This is a genomic window from Pseudomonas sp. GD04058, assembly GCF_029836855.1.
Taxonomy (GTDB): Bacteria; Pseudomonadota; Gammaproteobacteria; order Pseudomonadales; family Pseudomonadaceae; genus Aquipseudomonas; species Aquipseudomonas bharatica.
The window spans coordinates 89,825-108,422 of sequence record NZ_JAOECN010000018.1 but is presented as its reverse complement, the minus strand read 5'-3'; the positions used below and the strand labels follow the sequence as shown (position 1 = coordinate 108,422).

The following is an 18,598-nucleotide window of genomic DNA, read 5'->3' as shown; positions in this document are numbered from 1 at the left end:
AGAGCCGGAACCCGCCCATCTGCCGGGCCAGGTCATCCGCCAGCCGCTGCAAGGCCTCGCAATCCTGCCGGCAGCCCTGCACCTCCACCGCCGTCTGCCGGGCCAGTTCGGAAATCCCCTGCACATTGCGGTTGATCTCTTCGGTCACCGCCGACTGCTCCTCGGTCGCCGTTGCCACCTGCAGGTTCATATCGCTGATCCGCTCGACCTGCCCGGTAATGGTGGTCAACGATGCACCGGTCAACTGGCTGGACTCCACTCCCGTCCCCGTCGCCGCCTGCCCGGCATGCATCGAGTCCACCGCCGTGCCGGTGCCCTGCTTGAGGCGCTGGATCATTTGCTGGATCTCGCCCGTGGACACCTGCGTGCGCTGCGCCAGGGTGCGCACTTCGTCGGCCACTACGGCGAAACCACGGCCCATCTCCCCGGCCCGCGCCGCTTCGATGGCCGCATTGAGCGCCAGCAGGTTGGTCTGTTCGGAAATGCTGCGGATCACCGCCAGCACCTTGTCGATCGACGCCACCTCCTCGGCCAGTTGGCTGACGGCCCCGGCCGCCGTGCCGATCTCGCCCGACATGCCTTCGATATGGGCGATCGAGCGCTGCACCACGCTGCGTGCCTGCAAGGCTTCGTCCCGGGCGGTCTGCGAGGCGTGCGCCGCTTCCCCGGCGTTCTGCGCGATTTCCTGCACGGTCAGGCCCATCTCGTGCACGGCGGTAGCGACCATCTCGGTCATCGCCTGCTGCTGCGACGAGCGCTCGGCGGTGCTGACCACCACATGGATCACCTGCCCCACCGCCTTGTGCAGTTCTTCGCTGGTGCGCAGTACCTCGCCGATCAGCTTGCGCTGGCTGTCGAGGAAGCGGTTAAAGCCACGGGCCAGGTCACCCAGTTCATCGCGCCGGCTCTCGTCGAGGCGATGGCTGAGGTCGCCGCCGCCATCGCCGATCGCGCCCAGCGCTGCGGTGACCTGGCGCAGCGGCCGCACGATGCCTCGCGCCAACCACACCACCAGCAGCAGCGACAACAGGGCCACGGCGGCGCCGGTCAGGCTGGTCAGCCATACGGTCTGCTTCACCTGCGCATAGATCTGCGCCTGCGGCACTTCTGCCACCAGCCGCCAATTCAGGTCCCGCAGTGGCAGGCTCAGGGCCAGCCAGGTTTCACCGTCGCGCTCGAAGCTCACGTTCTCGAAGCCATCACTGTTGAGCAGGATGGCCTGCGCCGCCGCTTCGCCAATCTGCTCGGCCAGTTGGCGCTTGCCGCCATGTTCGGTCTGCGGATGAACCTGGATCAGGCCATCGTTGCGCACCAGCATCACCCGCCCGTGCTCGCCGAAGCTGAAATCGTGGATCAGTTCGGACAACTCGGTCATGCGCAGACCGAGGCCGCCCACACCGACCAGCCGGCCGTCCTTTTCCACCCGGTAATCGATGAATAGCGCCAGTTCGCCGGTGCTGGTGTCGGTATCGATGTTGAGCACCCGCTGGTTGCCGCTGTCGATGAAGCCGTAGAACCATTTGTCCGCGGGGTTGCTGCGGCTAAGGGTGCGGTCCAGGCCCTTCTCGTTGTAGTAGTGGTTACTCAGGGTCGAGGCATAGACCGAGGTGAAGGCCTTGTTCTTGTCGCGCAGGGTGTCCAGGTATTCGACCACCGCCGGGGTCTGCGCCGGATCTTCCCCGGCTGCCAGCCAGTCGCGCAGCATGGGGTTCCAGGCGATATCGGCCGCTGCGGTCAGCGGCCTGGCCAGCATGCGCTCGATGTCGTTACGAATCGCCTCAATGCTGGCCGGCAGCGCCGTGTCCACCAGGTAACGCTCGGTCAGGCGGTTGACCGCCACGGTATAGATCGCCACCACGATCAGGATGCTCGCCAACTGGGCTGCGCCCATGCTTGCTATCAATTGCCATTGGATACTGCGCCGCCAGAAGTGCATGGGTGTTCCTCAAGGAAATAAAAGCCTGTAGTGCAAATGACAGGCCAATTGTATACAACACAGGTATACGATATTTCCAGGCGGGCAAGACAATATCCCCTGCAAAAGTAGGGAAAGAGAGAAAGAAGAAGAAATAAGCCGTTACGCGGACCCTGTGGGAGCGGGTTTACCCGCGATTACGGTGGTGGACTCACCGACGTCATCGCGGGTAAACCCGCTCCCACAGGGGTCTGCTGAATCAGTGGGAAATCAGGCGTTTTCGATTGCCTGGCTGATTGCATCGACCGTGGCGCTGACTTGCTCTTGATAACGGTCGAGGGTTTGCTGGTGCGCCTGCTGCAGTGCGATCTGCTGCGAACACAGGTTCAAGGCCGCCAGAACCAGCAGCTTGTCGCCGATCAGCGACGGGTAGCTGCGCTTGGTTTCGGCCAGGGATGCCTTGAGCATCCGCACCGCGTCGGCAAGCACCTGCTCCTGGCCCGCCGGGGCCTTGATCGAGTAGTCGTTGCCCATGATCGAGACGACATTGATCGTCTTCGCGGATTCGTTCATGCGCCGACGGTACCGCTGGCACGTTCGATCAGGGCCTGGATGCGGGCGTTGGTGCCGGCGTACTTCTCTTCCTGCTCCATCAGGCTCAGTTGCAGGCTTTCGTTCTCGTCCCGGGCCTGGGCCAGCTCGCTGTCCAGTTGGGCATTGCGCTCGGCCAGTTGCTGATTTTTCTGCAGCAGTTCGCTGACCAGTTGTTCCAGTTGACTCAGGGTGGTGTCCAGCATGGTGACCTTCTCCAGGGAGGGGTAAATCGGGGGCGCACACGATAAAGAAAACATGCCCGACCCGCCAGAAATATCGGGGCCAGAGCCCCGCGTTGGTGCACATTGACCCGACATGGGCCACTCGGTTCCCCCCTCCGGTCGGACAAAGCGCGATCAGCGGCCAATGATTTTGTCCGACAAAGCCTCAAGTCCGCCCGCCGTTTACCGATAGGCATTAAGAACACCCCAACTTTGCGCATGGATCGCGTTCCTTCCCGAGCCTGGATACGAACCATGTCCTTACGCAATATGAACATCGCCCCGCGTGCACTGCTGGGCTTCGCGCTGATCGGCACGCTAATGCTGACCCTGGGCATCTTCGCCCTGCACCAGATGAGCGACATCCGCCAGGCCGGCCAATCGATCGAGCGGGTCACGGTGCCGAGTATCAAGGCCCTTGACCAGATCAACCTGTACACCCTGCGCCTGCGCACCCTGTCCTATCGCCTGATGATCAACCGCGAAGCGGACCTGCTGCAAACCACCTACAGCCAGCTGAACGAGCGCAACACGCAGATCGATGCCGCGCGAAAAATCTACGAACCGCTGATCGCCAGCGACGAAGAACAGGCCGTGTACAACCAGTTCGTCCAGGCCCTCGGCCAGTACCGCCAGCTGGAAACGCGCATGGTCCAGCTCTCCCAGGCCAACGACCTCCCGGCGATCCGCGAGATGATCAACCGTGACCTGTTGCAGAACATGGAGCTGATTACGGGCACCGTGGACAAGCTGGTCAAGATCAATACCGAGCAGACCCGCGACATCAACCAGACGGCCGCCGATCAGTATTCCAATGCCTTTACCCTGGTCATCGCCCTGCTGGTCGCGGCCACGGTGCTGACCTTCCTCTGTGCCATCGTCCTGACCCGCAGCATCGTCAGGCCGATGAGCGAAGTGCTGGGCGTCGCCGAGCAGATTGCCAGCGGCAACCTGACCCAAAGCATCCGCCCCGAGGGCAAGGATGAAGCCACCCGCCTGCAACAGGCCATCGCGACCATGCAGGAGCAGCTGCGCGACACCCTGCAGCAGATTTCCGGCTCTGCCACCCAACTGGCGTCGGCCGCCGAAGAGCTGAACAGCGTCACCGAGGAAAGCGCCCGCGGCCTGCAACAGCAGAACAATGAAATCCAGCAGGCGGCCACTGCGGTCACCGAGATGACCAGCGCCGTGGAAGAAGTGGCGCGCAACGCGGTCAGCACTTCCGAAGCCTCGGCCGAAGCCACCCGCTCCGCCACCGACGGCCGCGACCTGGTGCTGGAGACCGTCAGCGCCATCGAACGCATGAGCACCGACGTGCAAAGCACCTCGGTGCTGGTCGGCAACCTGGCCGAACAGTCGCGGGATATCGGCAAGGTGCTGGACGTGATCCGCGGCCTGGCCGACCAGACCAACCTGCTCGCCCTCAACGCCGCCATCGAAGCCGCGCGGGCCGGCGAGGCCGGTCGCGGGTTTGCCGTGGTCGCCGATGAAGTCCGGGCGCTGGCGCACCGCACCCAGCAATCCACCCAGGAAATCGAACGCATGGTCAGCAGCATCCAGGGCGGAACCGAGCAGGCGGTCAGCTCCATGCGCAACAGCACCGAACGCGCCGAGTCGACCCTGAACATCGCCCGTGGTGCCGGTAGCGCGCTGGATACCATCACCGGTGCCGTGGCGCAGATCAACGAGCGCAACCTGGTGATCGCCAGCGCCGCCGAAGAGCAGGCCCAGGTAGCGCGGGAAGTGGACCGCAACCTGGTGAACATCAATGACCTGTCGGTACAATCGGCGACCGGCGCCCACCAGACCAGCGCAGCCAGTGCCGAGCTGTCGCGGCTGGCGGTAGACCTGAATAACCTGGTGGGGCGGTTCAGGGTCTGAGACCTGCTTCGTCTGTGATGACCCTATCGCTGGCAAGCCAGCTCCCACAGTGACCGCGTGCACCGCTGGACCTGTGGGAGCTGGCTTGCCAGCGATGAGGCCATGAATATCGACAGTGATACTAGGAATTCACCACACAATCCGGCATCCCTGGAGCACCACCTACACCCTCGCAAAACCAATTCCTACAAATCTTCGCGAAATCCCCCGGAAACCGCTTAATCCCCGGTAATCCCCCGCCTTTTTCCCCTGCACGTTTTGAATCATTTCCCCCCGGTAAAACGCCTCGACATCCCCTACCCTCGCGCGCTCGAACCTGACGAGTACGCCAGCCCCACCATGCACACCCAGCCCCGCCAGAGCATCGCCTTCTGGTTCGCCAGCAACTATCTCCCCGGCCCGCTCGCCATCGGCTTCCTCGGCCCACTGCAGGGCCTGGGCTTCTGGCAGTCGGTGCTGGCGATCATTCCGGCGATACTGCTCGGCAGCCTGGTCTCGCGCCGGCAGCCTTTCATCCCCTGTGCAATCCTGCTGCTGCCGCTGGCCTTGGTTCTGCACACCGTGCATTTGCAGATCCTCGCGCGCATGGCCATTCACCTGCTGCCCGGAACACCCCAGCATTGGCTGCTGCTGGCGGTAAGCCTGTCGGCATTGCTGGCATTCATTGGCCCGCCCTTGCTGTATCGGCTCCTCACATTGCTGGCACCTTTGCTGGCGCTGGTCCTGGTGCTGCTGGGTTTCGCCGCTCCGCTGTTGCTGGAAGCCGATACGGCACAACGCCAGCCGGGTTTTGCCTGGTCGGCCTTCGCCTCCCTGGCAGTAGCGGCGACACTCTGGCAGATCCTGTTGCCTGCGCTGGTCAACCAGGGGCCGGCACATTACCTCGGCCTGAGCCTGCCAGCGCTGGGCCTGATGTGCCTCGGCGCCCTGATGGCCTCGGCCATTCCCGCCGTGGATACGGTGCTCAGCCTGCGCCTGCTGGGCGAACGGATCATCCCCGGGCTGGGTAGCGCCACCCTGGCCTTGCTGGCGCTGTGCATGCTCGGGGCCATGGCCGTGCAGGGCCGTGCGCTGGTCACCGCACTCGCCGCCAGGCCCAGAAAAACCAAAGCCCGCGTGCTGCTGCTCGCGGGCTTCGTGATGTCGCTGCTATTGACCTGGGTTCCCTTGTACTGACCTCAGTATTCGATCCGCACATCACCCTTCGGCACGCTGCAGCAGGACAGGATGTAGCCTTCGGCGACGTCCTCGTCGGTGATCCCGCCGTTGTGCTCCATCTCTACTTCGCCACCCAGCTTGAGCACCTTGCAGGTGCCGCAGATACCCATGCCGCAAGCCTTGGGAATCATCAGGCCGACCTTGGCCGCAGCGGCATGCACGGTCTCGCCGGGCACGATGCGGCTGCTCTTGCCGGTGGCGGTGAACTCCACCAGGTGCATATCGCTGGCGGTGATTTCCTCTGCCGCTTCCGCTGCCTGCTCGGCATGCTCCACCGCGTCGGCCTTGGCCTCCGGCGGCGTCGCACCGAAGGACTCCTCGTGATAGCGGCTCATGTCGTAGCCGGCGGCTTCGAGCAGGCGCTTGACCGCGGTCATATAGGGCGTCGGGCCGCAGCAGAAGATCTCGCGCTCCATGAAGTCCGGCGCCATCAGTTCCAGCAGCTTGTGGTTCAGGTAGCCGCGATAGCCGGCCCAGGGCTCGCCGAGGCCATGTTTCTCGCAAATGATGTGCAGGCTGAAGTTAGGAATCCGCGACGCCATGTGCTCCAGCTCGCGGTGGTAGATGATGTCCTTCGGCGAGCGCGCGCTGTGCACGAAGACCATATCGACGTTGCCGTTGGTGTCGTAGAACCAGCGGGCCATGGACATCACCGGGGTGATGCCGACGCCGCCGCTGAGGTACAGGACCTTCGGGCTGGGGAAGTCGATGGCGTTGAACAGCCCGACCGGCCCGTGCACCGCCAGTTCCTGGCCCTCGTGCAGGGTGTCGTGCAGGTAGTTGGAAACCTTGCCGCCCGGCACGCGCTTGATGGTCACCGAGAAGCTGTAGGGCACCGATGGCGAGCTGGAAATGGTGTAGGAACGCATAACCGGCTGGCCTTCGATTTCCAGCTCCAGGGTGACGAACTGGCCCGGCTTGAAGAAGAACATGATCGGCTGGTCGGCCATGAAGCAGAAGGTGCGCACGTCCCAGGTTTCCTGGATGACCTTGACGCAGCGAACGATATGGCGGCCGTTGGCCCAGGTCTGGGTGGTCACCGGGTTGAGGAAGGTATTGGACATGCTCGGGTCTCCACGGCCGACTGCGGCCTGATGATGCCGATAATGCGCAAGCCATCGGCGCTGCACTTACCTGTTCACGACATCGGCGTGCTTATCGCGACCAGCCCCTGCCGACAAGGGCTGGCGCGTCGGAAACGGATTCGATCATGTCGCCCATGGATATGGTTCGCGTCGTCGGCAATCGCACACTCCGTCGCAAATGATCCCTGCACAAATGCCCTGCGTCGCATAACAACGATTAGCCACTTTCGCCGGCCCACCGAGGCCATGAGGACACGCACGATGGACGTCACCACCCTGAGCCTGGACGATCCGCTGGAACCAGCACGCAAGGCCACCGCCGAAATGCTGCAGAACCGCGAGCGCACCTTCTCGCTGCCGCAACCCTTCTACACCGACGAGCGCCTGTTCCAGATCGACATGCAGGAGATCTTCCACAAGGAGTGGCTGATCGCCGGCATGACCTGCGAAATCCCGGCCAAGGGCAACTTCCTCACCCTGGAAATCGGCAAGAACCCGATCATGGTGGTACGCGGGGCCGAGGGCCAGGTCCACGCCTTCCACAACGTCTGCCGCCACCGCGGCTCGCGCCTGTGCACCAGCGACAAGGGCAAGGTGGCCAAGCTGGTCTGCCCGTACCACCAATGGACCTACGAGCTGGACGGCCGCCTGCTGTTCGCCGGCACCGAAATGGGCGCCGACTTCGACATGAAGCAGTACGGTCTGAAACCGGTGCATGTGAAGGTCGCCGGCGGCTACATCTTCATCAGCCTGGCGGAAAACCCGCCGGCCATCGACGAGTTCCTCGCCACGCTGGCGCACTACATGGAACCGTACGACATGGAAAACACCAAGGTGGCCGTGCAGACCACCCTGCTGGAAAAGGCCAACTGGAAGCTGGTCCTGGAAAACAACCGCGAGTGCTACCACTGCAGCGGTTCGCACCCGGAACTGCTCAACACCCTGCTCGAATGGGACGACACCAACGATCCGCGCGCGACCCAGTCGTTCAAGGACCACGTCGCCGCCTCCGCCGCCGCCTGGGAAGCCGAGAAGATCCCTTACCTGCACAAGAGCCACGGCCTGCGCAACCGTATCGTGCGCATGCCGCTGCTCAAGGGCACCGTGTCCATGACCATGGACGGCAAGCAGGCCTGCAGCAAGCTGATGGGCCGGATCCAGAACCCCGACCTCGGCTCGATGCGCATCCTCCACCTGCCGCACTCGTGGAACCACTGCATGGGCGACCACATGATCGTCTTCACCGTGTGGCCGATCAGTGCCCAGGAAACCAAGGTCACCACCAAGTGGCTGGTGCGCAAGGACGCCGTGGAAGGCGTGGACTACGACCCGCAGCGCATGCGCGAAGTGTGGGACGCCACCAACGACCAGGACCGTCGCCTGGCCGAGGAAAACCAGCGTGGCATCAACTCCACCGCATACCAGCCAGGCCCGTACTCGAAAACCTACGAGTTCGGCGTGGTCAACTTCATCGACTGGTACAGCCAGCGGGTGTTGAACAACCTGGGGGCGGAGCCGGCGCCTTATCTGAAGGATGTTTCGGTGCAGTAAGGGCTTTACCTGGGCCAGAAAAGCGTAGCCTCGACGAGGCTACGCTTTCCCACGTTACTATGGCTTGCCTCGCGCTTTCGCGGCGTCGCCCGCATGCCTCCTGTTCCAGTACATGATGGTCCGGAGATTGCGGGACATCCTGGTGATCCTGTCTGCACCTCGATCAGCAAAAACGGATCTGGAGCGTACGGGCGGAACCGCCGGTCGAGGCACTGACCACGAAAGCCACAATCGTGATTTCACAGATCCCAAAGGCTGAGCTCCGTACGCGCCTTGCATAAGTTCCATGACTCCAGGCATGACCTTCGCCTGTGCTTCTTCAGTCGGTAACCGGCTGATCTTGTAGGTACTAGTGGAAGGTTTGATCGTGTCATGGGCGGCCGTAACCCTCAACGCTGAAACCCTTGCTGACGTTCCCGGCTCCGCGCGCGACAGGTTCACCACCGCAGAAGGTGCGTTGGCACTGCGGTTCGACGATATCGTTCCTCCTTGCCAAAAACGCGCAGTCCTCTGCACCAATGCTCTCAAGCTTCCCATCAGCACGAAGGCGTGGCCATCGGGATCGATGCGATTCAATGGATCGCCACCACAGTAGGCATAGCTATTCAGGCCGCCCGCCTCCATGGGGCTTTCAGGGTCAGGAGTGTGAAAACGCATCAAGATCGGATTGTACAGGCGGTTTCCGGCTCCCAATGCATAGGCTGTCAACGCCGGCTCTCTGAGTTCGCCATTGAAGTGCAGATGACAGCGGATAACTTGCTCGGAGAAAGGGACACCATAGAGGTCATAAGCAATATTGCCGACAAAAGCCTGAACCCGAGCCGCCGATGCAGTGCTATTCCGGCCGATGACACGCGGTAGCGCGACAACAGGGTTTCGGTCAGATTCATTACTGGGGCTCATGGGCCACCTCGATGAGAATATAACGCTTGATCAGGTTAGTACTTCGAGCACATTAGCGAAACTGGCAGAAATGCCAGGTCAGCTACGCCCCGCACCCGACCTACTCGGGACGATTCCAACTGCCCCGCGTTGGCCATAGTCGCCGGAAATACTCTGCGGTACGCCCGCTACGCCTCTGCACGACCTGCTGTTGCGACTGCATCTCCGGCAAGATTGGAGGGGTGGCCCGCCTCGACGAGAGATTCCTCATTTCGATATCCGGATCGTTCATCGACGCTACATTCAACCTGGGCTGCTCGTTCCGTTCGATTTTTTTCGGACCATGGACGAACTTGCCCACGGTGCGCCAGCGATGGGAGGTGAAGTCTTTCGCAGGCGTCACCCCCACAACCAGCCTACCGGTGACCAGTACGCCGAGCGTTGTGTACAGGCTGATATGAGTAAGGTCCTTCGCCAAGCGTGACTCCGGGTCCTCCATGCTCAGCTTGGTGGCCGCGGCCCCGAGTCCTCCCCCTGCTATTCCGGCAATGGTAGCAGCGGCATCCAGCCCCCCCGGGGACGAGCTGAGAGGTGGCCCATCGAAGCCCAGCCATGCACGCGGGAGCCAGGGCGCGCCAGCCTGGCCAGCGGAGGAACGATGAGAGACATGAACCCGTAGCCGATGGATATACCAGCAACGACCAGACTCACGATGTGAATATCTTCTGTCGCGCGTCCCGTCGGGTCCCTTCTATTGACCGGGTCGCCCAGGCAATAGGCGTAGGCATTCAAGCCCCCCGCGCCGAACGGGCTCAGTCGGTCCGGGCAGTGAAAGCGCATGAGCAACGGGCTGTAGACCCGGTGGCCGTTGCCCAGGTGATACCAACCCGCAGCCTCCAGGTGGTGGCCGTTGAAGCCAGGTTGTGAGAATGGTCTGCTCATCAATAGTTGGTCGCGAAGAAGCGCACGCTTTGCTTGCGCTGCCCACGAATATCCCGGTTGATCTTCGGTAAATCTCCAATTACCGAATCTCGACTGCTGGTCGACGCAACGCTGACTATCGATCCCGAGCGCGGCGAACCCGACACATGCGAAGGAATACTGGAAATCGGAGAAGCCGACTGCTCACGCGGCGGCGGCGGTGTCCGCTGTACCGGATTGGCCGGGGGCGTGCTCGCGGGCGGAGTGACCGAGCGGAGCGGAACGGGTGTTTGGGGCGGGGAAGCCGGCGGCACATACTTGACGTTCGATTCCCTGTACATCTTGTCACGCATCACCTGAATGCGTTCGTTGAAGCGATCCTGCCGGTCCACCCTCCGCGCGAGCCAGACGCGCGTCGCGGCCGAGATGGTCGACAACGATGTGCCTAGCCAGTTGAGGTACCTGCCCTCGGGATTGCCCAGCAGTTGCTCGACGGAACCATACATGCCGATCAGGGAACCACTGAAGCTGATATAGGTAGCCGTCAGCGGCGCGCGTTTTTGCATGGCTGGCGCCGTGCTGCGCAATGCGTAGGCAGCCAGGCTGAACAGCATCATGTTCAGCCCCAGCGACAGCAGGGGGGTGATCTTTTCTTCCCAGCGTCCGGTCGGATCCACGGCGTTCACCGGGTCACCGGAGCAGTAGGCATAGGGATTGAGCCCGCCGCGCTGGAAGGGACTCCAGCGGTCCGGGCCGTGGAAACGCAACAGGATCGGATTGTAGGCCCGATAACCATTGCCTGGTAGATAGCAACCCCAAGGCTCGAGAACCTGGCCGTTGAAGGCGGCGCGGGTTGCATCAGGCACTGTTCGATCAGTCCGGACGGCGGGCAAAGTCGGCATGCTGAACCTCACGCAGGTAATCCCTCGTTTAACCTTACGCCTTGATCCGGGACGAGCACTACTGACAGTTCTATCAGGTAGCGGGGCCCTCAGTACGGCTGTGCATTTTTTGAACAACCCTCGCAGGCCCCCGCATTTGCTGAACAAAACCACCTTGGCAACATTTTATCCACAGCTCGACCCACAGCTATTGTGGGCAACCCCTGTGGAAAGCGCCCGGGGTGCACGCTGGCCGCACAGAGGTAAACCGATCAATTTTTGACCACTTCGCTCGACCCCTTGTAAAACCTGGCCTTCAGCGCTCAGCGAACACCTTATCCACAAAGGGGCCAACAGACTTTGTGTGAAACTTTTCATTCCGTGTCATGAGCTGTGGATAAGGTCGAAAACCTCCGATTTACCTGGGCTATAGAGCATCTGACCGGATTTTTTCGAACAATTGAACATATTTTGATCAAACCATATAAGTACATGATTTACATGAACTTATTTTTTGAAAGAACAGTTTATCCACAGAACCGCCAACAAGGATTGTGGGCAACTCCTATTGCCCAAGGCTGATCAACAGCGCGCATTCCTGGATCTGAGCTGTACGATATATGACCAGAAACGCGAAAGCCTTGCAGAGCAAGGCTTCCAGAGGGTGACCAACATTTTATCCACAGAGCCGCCAACAGACTTTGTGCACAACGCTCAGCGCAGCACGCCTTCCTCTACCAGCAGCTTGAGAATCGCCTCGGCGCCCGCCTGTGGGCTGACATCCTTGAGCAGCTGACCGCCGCCACCACTGGCCTTGGCCGTAGCGGCCTTCATGCGGTCCGCGCCACTCTTCGCCTTGATCACCTTGAGCCGCTTGGGCCGCGGCTTGGCCGGCAGCAATTCGGCACTTTCGAACAGTTCGTCGTCGACGATTTCCACCTCGTGAGGCGCCAGCACGCCGCGTCGGGCCGGGCCGAAAGCGCTCTGGCGGGGCTTCGGTGCGGCGTTATCCACAGAGGCGAGAAACGGCAGGCGCACCTTCAGCCGCCTGCGCTGCCCGCGTGGCAAGGCTTGCAGCACCTGCGCAGTGCCATTGTCGATGGATTCCACCTCGGCCAGCCCTACCACCAAAGGCCAGCCCAGGCGTTCGGCCAGCAAGTACGGAAGCATCCCCGAACCTTCGCCGGTTTCCGCCTGGCTGCCGGTCAGCACCAGTTGCGCTCCGGCTTCACGCAGGTAATCACCGAGCGGTTCGAGCACATCGGCACCGGCCGGTTGTTCCAGTACCTCCAGTTTCTCCAGGCCCATGCCCAGGTAGGCGCGCAAGGCTTCTTCCCGTGGGTCGCCGGCATGCACTACCCGCAGGCTGTCGCCGGCCAGTTGCAGCCCCAGTTCCACCGCGCGGGCGTCCTGTTCGGCGCGGCGGCTGCGCCCCGAAGTGGGGTGGGCGCCGACCGATACCAGGCTGATGATCTTCGTGTTCATGACGTTGCCCTGCCCTTATGCCGCGTCGCGCCGGGCGCCGTTGCGGAAATTGTCCACAGCCTCGATCAGGGCCTGGAGGATCGCTGCGCTGTCACCGATCACCGAGAGATCGGCGCGTTTGATCATGTCGCAGCCCGGATCCATGTTGATCGCCACCACCTTGTCGCAGGCGCCGATGCCCTGCAGGTGCTGGATCGCCCCGGAAATACCTACGGCCACATAGACCCGCGCGGTAACCCAGGTGCCGGTGGCACCCACCTGGCGGTTGCGCGGCATGAAGCCGTCGTCCACCGCCACCCGCGAGGCGCCTTCGGTGGCGCCGAGGGCTGCCGTGGCACGGTGGAACAGCGCCCAGTCCTTGACCCCGTTGCCACCGGAGACAATAAACTCGGCCTCGGCCATGGCAATGGCCGCCGGGTCCACCGCCACCGGGCCGAGGTCCTCGATCCGCGACAGGCTCCGCGCCACGCCTGTGGACAACTCCACCGGCAAGGCTTCATGGCGGGTTTCGCTGACCGGTTCGGCACATTCGGCGGCGGCCAGGATCAGGCGTGGCAGATTGCGCACCAGGTCCTGCTGGCCAGCACCGGCGCGCCCGCTGGAAAGCCCGTCCTTGACCTGCCAGACCCGCGTCGCCGGGCGTTCGCCCAAGGCGGCGGCAAAGCGCCGGCCCAGTTCGCCACCACCGGTACGGCTGTCAGGCAGCAACCAGTGGCGTGGCGAAAACTGGTTATCCACAGCCCGCAGGCCCTGCACCCTTTGTTCCGGTGCATAACCCTCGAACTGCTCGCCGTCGATCAGCAGCAGGCGGTCGACACCATTGCCGCCAAAGTTGCTTTCCTTGTGCTCGCCGAACACAACGGCCAGTACCGCACCGTCGCTGCCGGCCAGGCTGTGGGCCAGGCCGAGCAGATCGCGGTCGTGGCTGCTCAGGCGACCGCCGACCATGTCCGGGACCACGGCGATATAGAACGCCGGCGCCGTGACCTGGTGCAGCGGCAGTTGTACCTCGGCCGCCGCGCTGCGCTTGCTGCTGCCACCACCTTGCTGGGCGCCGCTGCGGTCGATGCGCTTGAGGCCGTTCGGGCCGATGAAGCCGACCGCGTGGGGATTCTTGCGGATGACGCCGTTGGGCCCCATCCAACTGTCCTGCTTGACCTGCATGGCCGCATGCAGCGGATGCAGGCGGTTGCGTGCGATCCATTCGGCACGCGGGTCGCGGCGAATAATGTCGCTCATCAGTGCACCTCCGCAGGTTCACGTTTGCTCGGCGCCGGCTTGCTCGGCGCGGCACTTTCCACCAGGGCGTCGGCCACCAGCTCGGCCAGGTCCTTGATAAGAGGCCGGGGTTCGACCACGCCTTCGAGCATGGCCGTGCACTGTGGACAACCTACCGCCACCACCTCGGCGCCGGTTTCGCGGATGTCTTCCATGCGCATATCGGGAATGCGCTGCTTGCCCGGGATGTCGGTGATCGGCGCACCGCCGCCGCCACCGCAGCAGCGGGAACGGAAGCCGGAACGCTCCATCTCCTTGACCTCGATGCCGAGGGCGCGCAGCACCTGGCGCGGCGCCTCGTATTCACCGTTGTAGCGGCCCAGGTAGCACGGGTCGTGGTAGGTCACGCTGCCGCCCTTGTGTGCGTCGAGGCTGAGCTTGCCGGCGTCCAGCAGTTCAGCGATGTAGGTGCTGTGGTGCTGCACCAGGTACTCGCCGCCAAAGGCGCCGTATTCGTTCTTCAGCACATGGAAGCTGTGCGGGTCGCAGGTGACGATGCGCTGGAAACGGTATTTCGCGAGCGTCTGGATGTTGCGCTTGGCCAGGGTCTGGAAGGTGGCTTCGTCACCCAGGCGCCGGGCCACGTCGCCGCTGTCGCGTTCTTCCAGGCCGAGCACGGCGAAGTCCACGCCCGAGGCTTTCAGCACTTTGACGAAGGCGCGCAGGGTGCGCTGGTTGCGCATGTCGAAGGCGCCATCACCGACCCAGAACAGCACCTCGGTGGATTTCACTTCCGAGAGCACCTTGAGGTTCAGGTCCGCGGCCCAGTTCATGCGCCCGCCCGGGTTGAAGCCGCCGGGGTTGTCGGTGGCGATCAGGTTATCGAGCACTTCCGCGCCCTTGTTCGGCGTGGCGCCCTTTTCCAGGGTCAGGTGGCGGCGCATGTCGACGATGGCATCGACGTGCTCGATCATCATCGGGCATTCCTCGACGCAGGCCCGGCAGGTGGTACAGGACCACAGGGTCTCGGCGTCCACCAGGCCGTTGACGATCGGCTGGTGCGGATGGCCGCCGTGTTCGCCGATCGGCTTGCCAGGGTACGGGCTGCCGGCGAACTGCGCGTCGGTGCCACCGGCCAGGCCGATGACCATGTCCTGGATCAGTTTCTTCGGGTTCAGCGGCTGGCCGGCAGCGAAGGCCGGGCACATCGCTTCGCACTTGCCGCACTGCACGCAGGCATCGAAGCCGAGCAACTGGTTCCAGGTGAAGTCCTTGGGTTTTTCCACGCCCAATGGCGCGCTGCGGTCTTCCAGGTCCAGCGGCTTGAGACCGGTGGAGCGGCCGCCGCCGAAGCGCTCGGCGCGGCGGTGCCAGGCCAGGTGCAGGGCACCGGCGAAGGCGTGTTTCATCGGGCCGCCCCAGGTCATGCCGAGGAACAGCTCGGACACGCCCCAGATCACCCCCAGCCCCAGCAGGCCGACGAGGAACCAGCCACCGAAGCCTTCGGGAAGGATGCCGGCTACCGGCAGGGTGGCGATGAAGAAGGTGGCGGAAAACACCAGCAGACTTTTCGGCAAGCGCATCCAGGGGCCTTTCGACAACCGCGAAGGCGGGTCGAGGCGGCGCTTGAAGACGAACAGGGCACCACAGAACATCAGCACTGTCGCCGCCAGCAGGGCGTAGCCGAGGATCTTGCTGTGCAGGCCGAAGCCGTGGACGACAATGGCGAGCACGGCGGACAGGACGAAGCCGCCAGCGGTAGCCACGTGGGTTTTCGACATGTACTTGTCGCGTTCCACCACATGGTGGAGATCGACCAGGTAACGCCGCGGCATGGCCAGCAGGCCGGCCAGCAGGTTGACCGGCGACGGCCGGCCCTGGCGCCACATCCGCACGCGCCGCACGGCGCCGAGCACGGCCAGGCCGAGGGCGGCGAACAGCAGGACGGGGAGGATAACGTTCAGCATGGGAAGCTCCCACTCGGGTTGGAGTTGGCGCGTACCCTGTGGGAACTGGCTTGCCAGCGATTGCAATGGTGAATTCACTACCGCTATCGCTGGCAAGCCAGCTCCCACAGGGTCCGTGCCGCTCTCTCGATCAAGGTCCGATCAGAAGTCCTTGCACAGGCGCAAGGCGTCATAGATCGCCGCATGGGTATTGCGCTGCGCCACGCAGTCGCCAATGCGGTACAGCAGGTAACCGTCGCCAGCCTGGCCGAGGATTGGCTGCGGCTGGATGGCGAACAGGGCTTCCACATCGATCTGGCCCTTGTTGCGCGAACCGTCCTTGAGCGCGTAGTACAGCGCTTCGTCCGGCCGCACGCCGTTCTCGATCACCACTTGGTCGACCACCCGTTCTTCCTTGGCCCCGGTGTATTCGTTCTCCAGCACCGCCACCAGCTTGTCGCCCTCGCGGTAGACCTTTTCCAGCATCAGGTCGCCGGTCATGATCACTTCCTTGGGGTACATGCTGCGGTAGTAGGTGGGGAACGAGGTCCCGCCGATGGCCACGCCCGGCTTGATGTCGTCGGTGACGATCTCGACCTGGCTGCCCTTGTCAGCGATGAAGTCGGCCACCGACATGCCGGTGAATTCGCAGATGGTGTCGTAGACCAGCACGTTCTTGCCCGGCGCGACCTTGCCGTCGAGCACGTCCCAACTGCTGACCACCAACCCTTCGGCAGCGCCCCAGTGTTCGTTCTGCTCCATGAACGGATGACCGCCCACCGCCAGCACCACGATGTCCGGGCGCAGGTCCATGATGGTGTCGGCATCCGCCGCGGTGCCCAGGCGCAGATCCACCTTCAGGCGTGCCAGCTCCAGTTGGTACCAGCGGGTGATACCGGCGATCTGGTCGCGTTGCGGGGCCTTGGCGGCGATGGTGATCTGCCCGCCGATCTGCTCCTTCTTCTCGAACAGGGTCACGTCGTGGCCACGCTCGGCAGCGACCCGCGCCGCCTCCATGCCCGCCGGGCCGGCACCGACGATCACCACCTTGCGCTTCGGCCCGGTGGATTTCTCGATGATGTGCGGCACGCCCATGTATTCACGGGAGGTCGCGGCGTTCTGGATGCACAGCACATCCAGGCCCTGGTATTGGCGGTCGATGCAGTAGTTGGCACCGACGCACTGCTTGATCTGGTCGACCTGGCCCATCTTGATCTTGGCGATCAGGTGCGGGTCGGCGATGTGCGCACGGGTCATGCCGACCATGTCGACATAGCCGCCTTCGAGGATGCGCGTGGCCTGGTTCGGGTCCTTGATGTTCTGCGCGTGCAGCACCGGGGCCTTGACCACTTCCTTGATGCCCGCCGCCAGGTGCAGGAACGGCTCCGGCGGGTAGCTCATGTTGGGGATCACGTTGGCCAGGGTGTTGTGGGTGTCGCAACCCGAGCCGATCACGCCGAAGAAATCGACCATGCCGGTGGCATCGTAGTACTTGGCGATTTCCTTCATGTCCTCGTGGCTGAGGCCATCGGGGTGGAATTCGTCACCGCAGATACGCATGCCGACGCAGAAGTCCGGCCCGACCTCGGCGCGCACCGCCTTGAGCACTTCCAGGCCGAACTTCATGCGGCCTTCGAAGCTGCCGCCCCATTCGTCGGTGCGCTTGTTGACCCGCGGGCTCCAGAACTGGTCGATCATGTGCTGGTGCACGGCAGACAGCTCGACGCCGTCCAGGCCGCCTTCCTTCGCGCGGCGGGCAGCTTGCGCGTAGTTGCCGATCACCCGCCAGATCTCTTCCGGCTCGATGGTCTTGCAGGTGGCGCGGTGCACGGGTTCGCGGATGCCGGACGGCGACATCAGGGTCGGCCAGTGATAGCCGTCCCAGCGCGAGCGACGGCCCATGTGGGTAATCTGGATCATGATCTTGGCGCCGTGCTTGTGCATGGCGTCGGCAAGATTCTGGAAGTGCGGGATGATCCGGTCGGTGGACAGGTTGACCGACGACCACCACTGCTGCGGGCTGTCGATGGCGACCACGGAAGAACCGCCGCAGATGGCCAGGCCGATGCCGCCCTTGGCCTTCTCTTCGTAGTACTTCACATAGCGCTCGGTGGTCATGCCGCCGTCGGTGGCATAGACCTCGGCGTGCGCGGTACTCAGCACACGGTTGCGGATGGTCAGTTTGCCGATCTGGATCGGCTGGAACATAGCTTCGAACGCCATGGCGGGTGCTCCTCGACTTACAACGGCTTGACGATGAACAGGCCGTCGTCGTGGCCTTCTTCGGAACCGCCGTAGACCTGCTCGGCGACCGTACGGATGTTGCTGCCGCGAGCGGCGAGGATCTGGTCCATGGCCCCGGCGAACCAGCCGGTGAACATGTAGTCGACCTTGCGCCCGACCTTGCCGTAGACGTAGACGAACGCGGAGTGCTCGAGCTTGACGCTGGCGGTGCCTTTATCCAGGTCGATGTCCTGGATCTTGAACAGGCCCCAGCCGCGCTGGGACAGGCGCTTCATGTAGTGCTCGAACACCGCCACACCTTCCAGGCCGTGGCATTCGGCTTCCTTCTCGCACCAGTGCCAGGCGGACTTGTAGCCGGCCTTGTAGAGAATTTCGGCATAGGCCTCGGCGCCCAGCACTTCCTCGATGCCCATGTGATTGTTGACGAAGAAATGCCGCGGTACGTAGAGCATCGGCAGGGCATCGCTGGTCCAGACACCGGTCTCGCTGTCGACTTCGATTGGCAATTGCGGGGCGATCTTGGCCATGGAAACTCAACTCCAGAAATATGTATTGG

Annotated in this window: 15 protein-coding genes; 3 read left to right on the top strand and 12 right to left on the bottom strand. The window is 63.2% G+C overall.

Annotated elements, in window-relative coordinates; all coding sequences use genetic code 11:
* From N7650_RS16445 to N7650_RS16435, 3 genes are all read right to left on the bottom strand, one after another.
* The coding region (locus N7650_RS16445; protein WP_279899136.1) for a methyl-accepting chemotaxis protein at positions 1-1,936 on the bottom strand (1,936 nt) is incomplete at its 3' end.
* Between the two features lie 249 nt (positions 1,937-2,185).
* Positions 2,186-2,488 (bottom strand): cell division protein ZapA, encoded by a 303-nt coding sequence (locus N7650_RS16440; protein WP_064303695.1) that lies wholly within the window; start codon positions 2,486-2,488, stop codon positions 2,186-2,188.
* Positions 2,485-2,712 carry a hypothetical protein gene (locus N7650_RS16435; RefSeq protein ID WP_064303696.1) on the bottom strand — a complete coding sequence of 76 codons (228 nt, stop codon included), beginning with the start codon at positions 2,710-2,712 and terminating at the stop codon, positions 2,485-2,487. Before N7650_RS16435 ends, N7650_RS16440 begins: the two co-directional genes overlap by 4 nt.
* Positions 2,713-2,985: 273 nt before the next feature.
* On the opposite strand from N7650_RS16435, the gene N7650_RS16430 reads away from it, so the two are divergent.
* Together N7650_RS16430 and N7650_RS16425 are read left to right on the top strand one after the other, a co-directional pair.
* Entirely contained in the window at positions 2,986-4,611 is a 1,626-nt protein-coding gene (locus N7650_RS16430; RefSeq protein WP_009404109.1) for a methyl-accepting chemotaxis protein, read from the top strand.
* Positions 4,612-4,950: 339 nt separating this feature from the next.
* Positions 4,951-5,787: a hypothetical protein gene (locus N7650_RS16425; RefSeq protein WP_279899131.1), complete on the top strand. Its 837-nt coding sequence runs from the start codon at positions 4,951-4,953 to the stop codon at positions 5,785-5,787.
* Between the two features lie 2 nt (positions 5,788-5,789).
* Here the strand turns inward: N7650_RS16425 and gbcB are convergent, their stop codons facing one another.
* Positions 5,790-6,893 carry a glycine-betaine demethylase subunit GbcB gene (gbcB, locus tag N7650_RS16420; RefSeq protein ID WP_009404105.1) on the bottom strand — a complete coding sequence of 368 codons (1,104 nt, stop codon included), beginning with the start codon at positions 6,891-6,893 and terminating at the stop codon, positions 5,790-5,792.
* 282 nt (positions 6,894-7,175) lie between these two features.
* Here gbcB and gbcA point away from each other — a divergent pair, with 282 nt between their 5' ends.
* Positions 7,176-8,465, top strand: coding sequence for a glycine-betaine demethylase subunit GbcA (gene gbcA, locus N7650_RS16415; RefSeq protein ID WP_064303700.1), 1,290 nt, complete (start codon positions 7,176-7,178; stop codon positions 8,463-8,465).
* Positions 8,466-8,522: 57 nt separating this feature from the next.
* Here gbcA and N7650_RS16410 read toward each other — a convergent pair whose 3' ends face one another.
* The 8 genes from N7650_RS16410 to N7650_RS16375 all read right to left on the bottom strand — a co-directional run bounded on the left by N7650_RS16410 (position 8,523) and on the right by N7650_RS16375 (position 18,569).
* On the bottom strand, positions 8,523-9,368 hold the full coding sequence (locus tag N7650_RS16410; RefSeq protein WP_279899128.1) for an RHS repeat-associated core domain-containing protein: 846 nt from the start codon (positions 9,366-9,368) through the stop codon (positions 8,523-8,525).
* Between the two features lie 516 nt (positions 9,369-9,884).
* Positions 9,885-10,289, bottom strand: a complete 405-nt coding sequence (locus N7650_RS16405) for an RHS repeat-associated core domain-containing protein (RefSeq protein WP_279899126.1) — start codon at positions 10,287-10,289, stop codon at positions 9,885-9,887.
* Entirely contained in the window at positions 10,289-11,170 is an 882-nt protein-coding gene (locus N7650_RS16400; protein ID WP_279899124.1) for an RHS repeat-associated core domain-containing protein, read from the bottom strand. The genes N7650_RS16405 and N7650_RS16400 overlap by 1 nt, the downstream gene beginning before the upstream one ends.
* A gap of 693 nt (positions 11,171-11,863) precedes the next feature.
* On the bottom strand, positions 11,864-12,634 hold the full coding sequence (locus N7650_RS16395; protein ID WP_279899122.1) for an electron transfer flavoprotein subunit beta: 771 nt from the start codon (positions 12,632-12,634) through the stop codon (positions 11,864-11,866).
* A 15-nt stretch (positions 12,635-12,649) separates the two neighbouring features.
* Positions 12,650-13,873, bottom strand: a complete 1,224-nt coding sequence (locus N7650_RS16390; protein ID WP_279899120.1) for an electron transfer flavoprotein subunit alpha/FixB family protein — start codon at positions 13,871-13,873, stop codon at positions 12,650-12,652.
* Entirely contained in the window at positions 13,873-15,819 is a 1,947-nt protein-coding gene (gene dgcB / locus N7650_RS16385; RefSeq protein WP_064303706.1) for a dimethylglycine demethylation protein DgcB, read from the bottom strand. The genes N7650_RS16390 and dgcB overlap by 1 nt, the downstream gene beginning before the upstream one ends.
* A 141-nt stretch (positions 15,820-15,960) precedes the next feature.
* Positions 15,961-18,021, bottom strand: coding sequence for a dimethylglycine demethylation protein DgcA (gene dgcA / locus N7650_RS16380; RefSeq protein ID WP_009404086.1), 2,061 nt, complete (start codon positions 18,019-18,021; stop codon positions 15,961-15,963).
* 17 nt (positions 18,022-18,038) lie between these two features.
* On the bottom strand, positions 18,039-18,569 hold the full coding sequence (locus N7650_RS16375; protein ID WP_009404079.1) for a 4-vinyl reductase: 531 nt from the start codon (positions 18,567-18,569) through the stop codon (positions 18,039-18,041).
* Positions 18,570-18,598 lie beyond the last annotated feature (29 nt).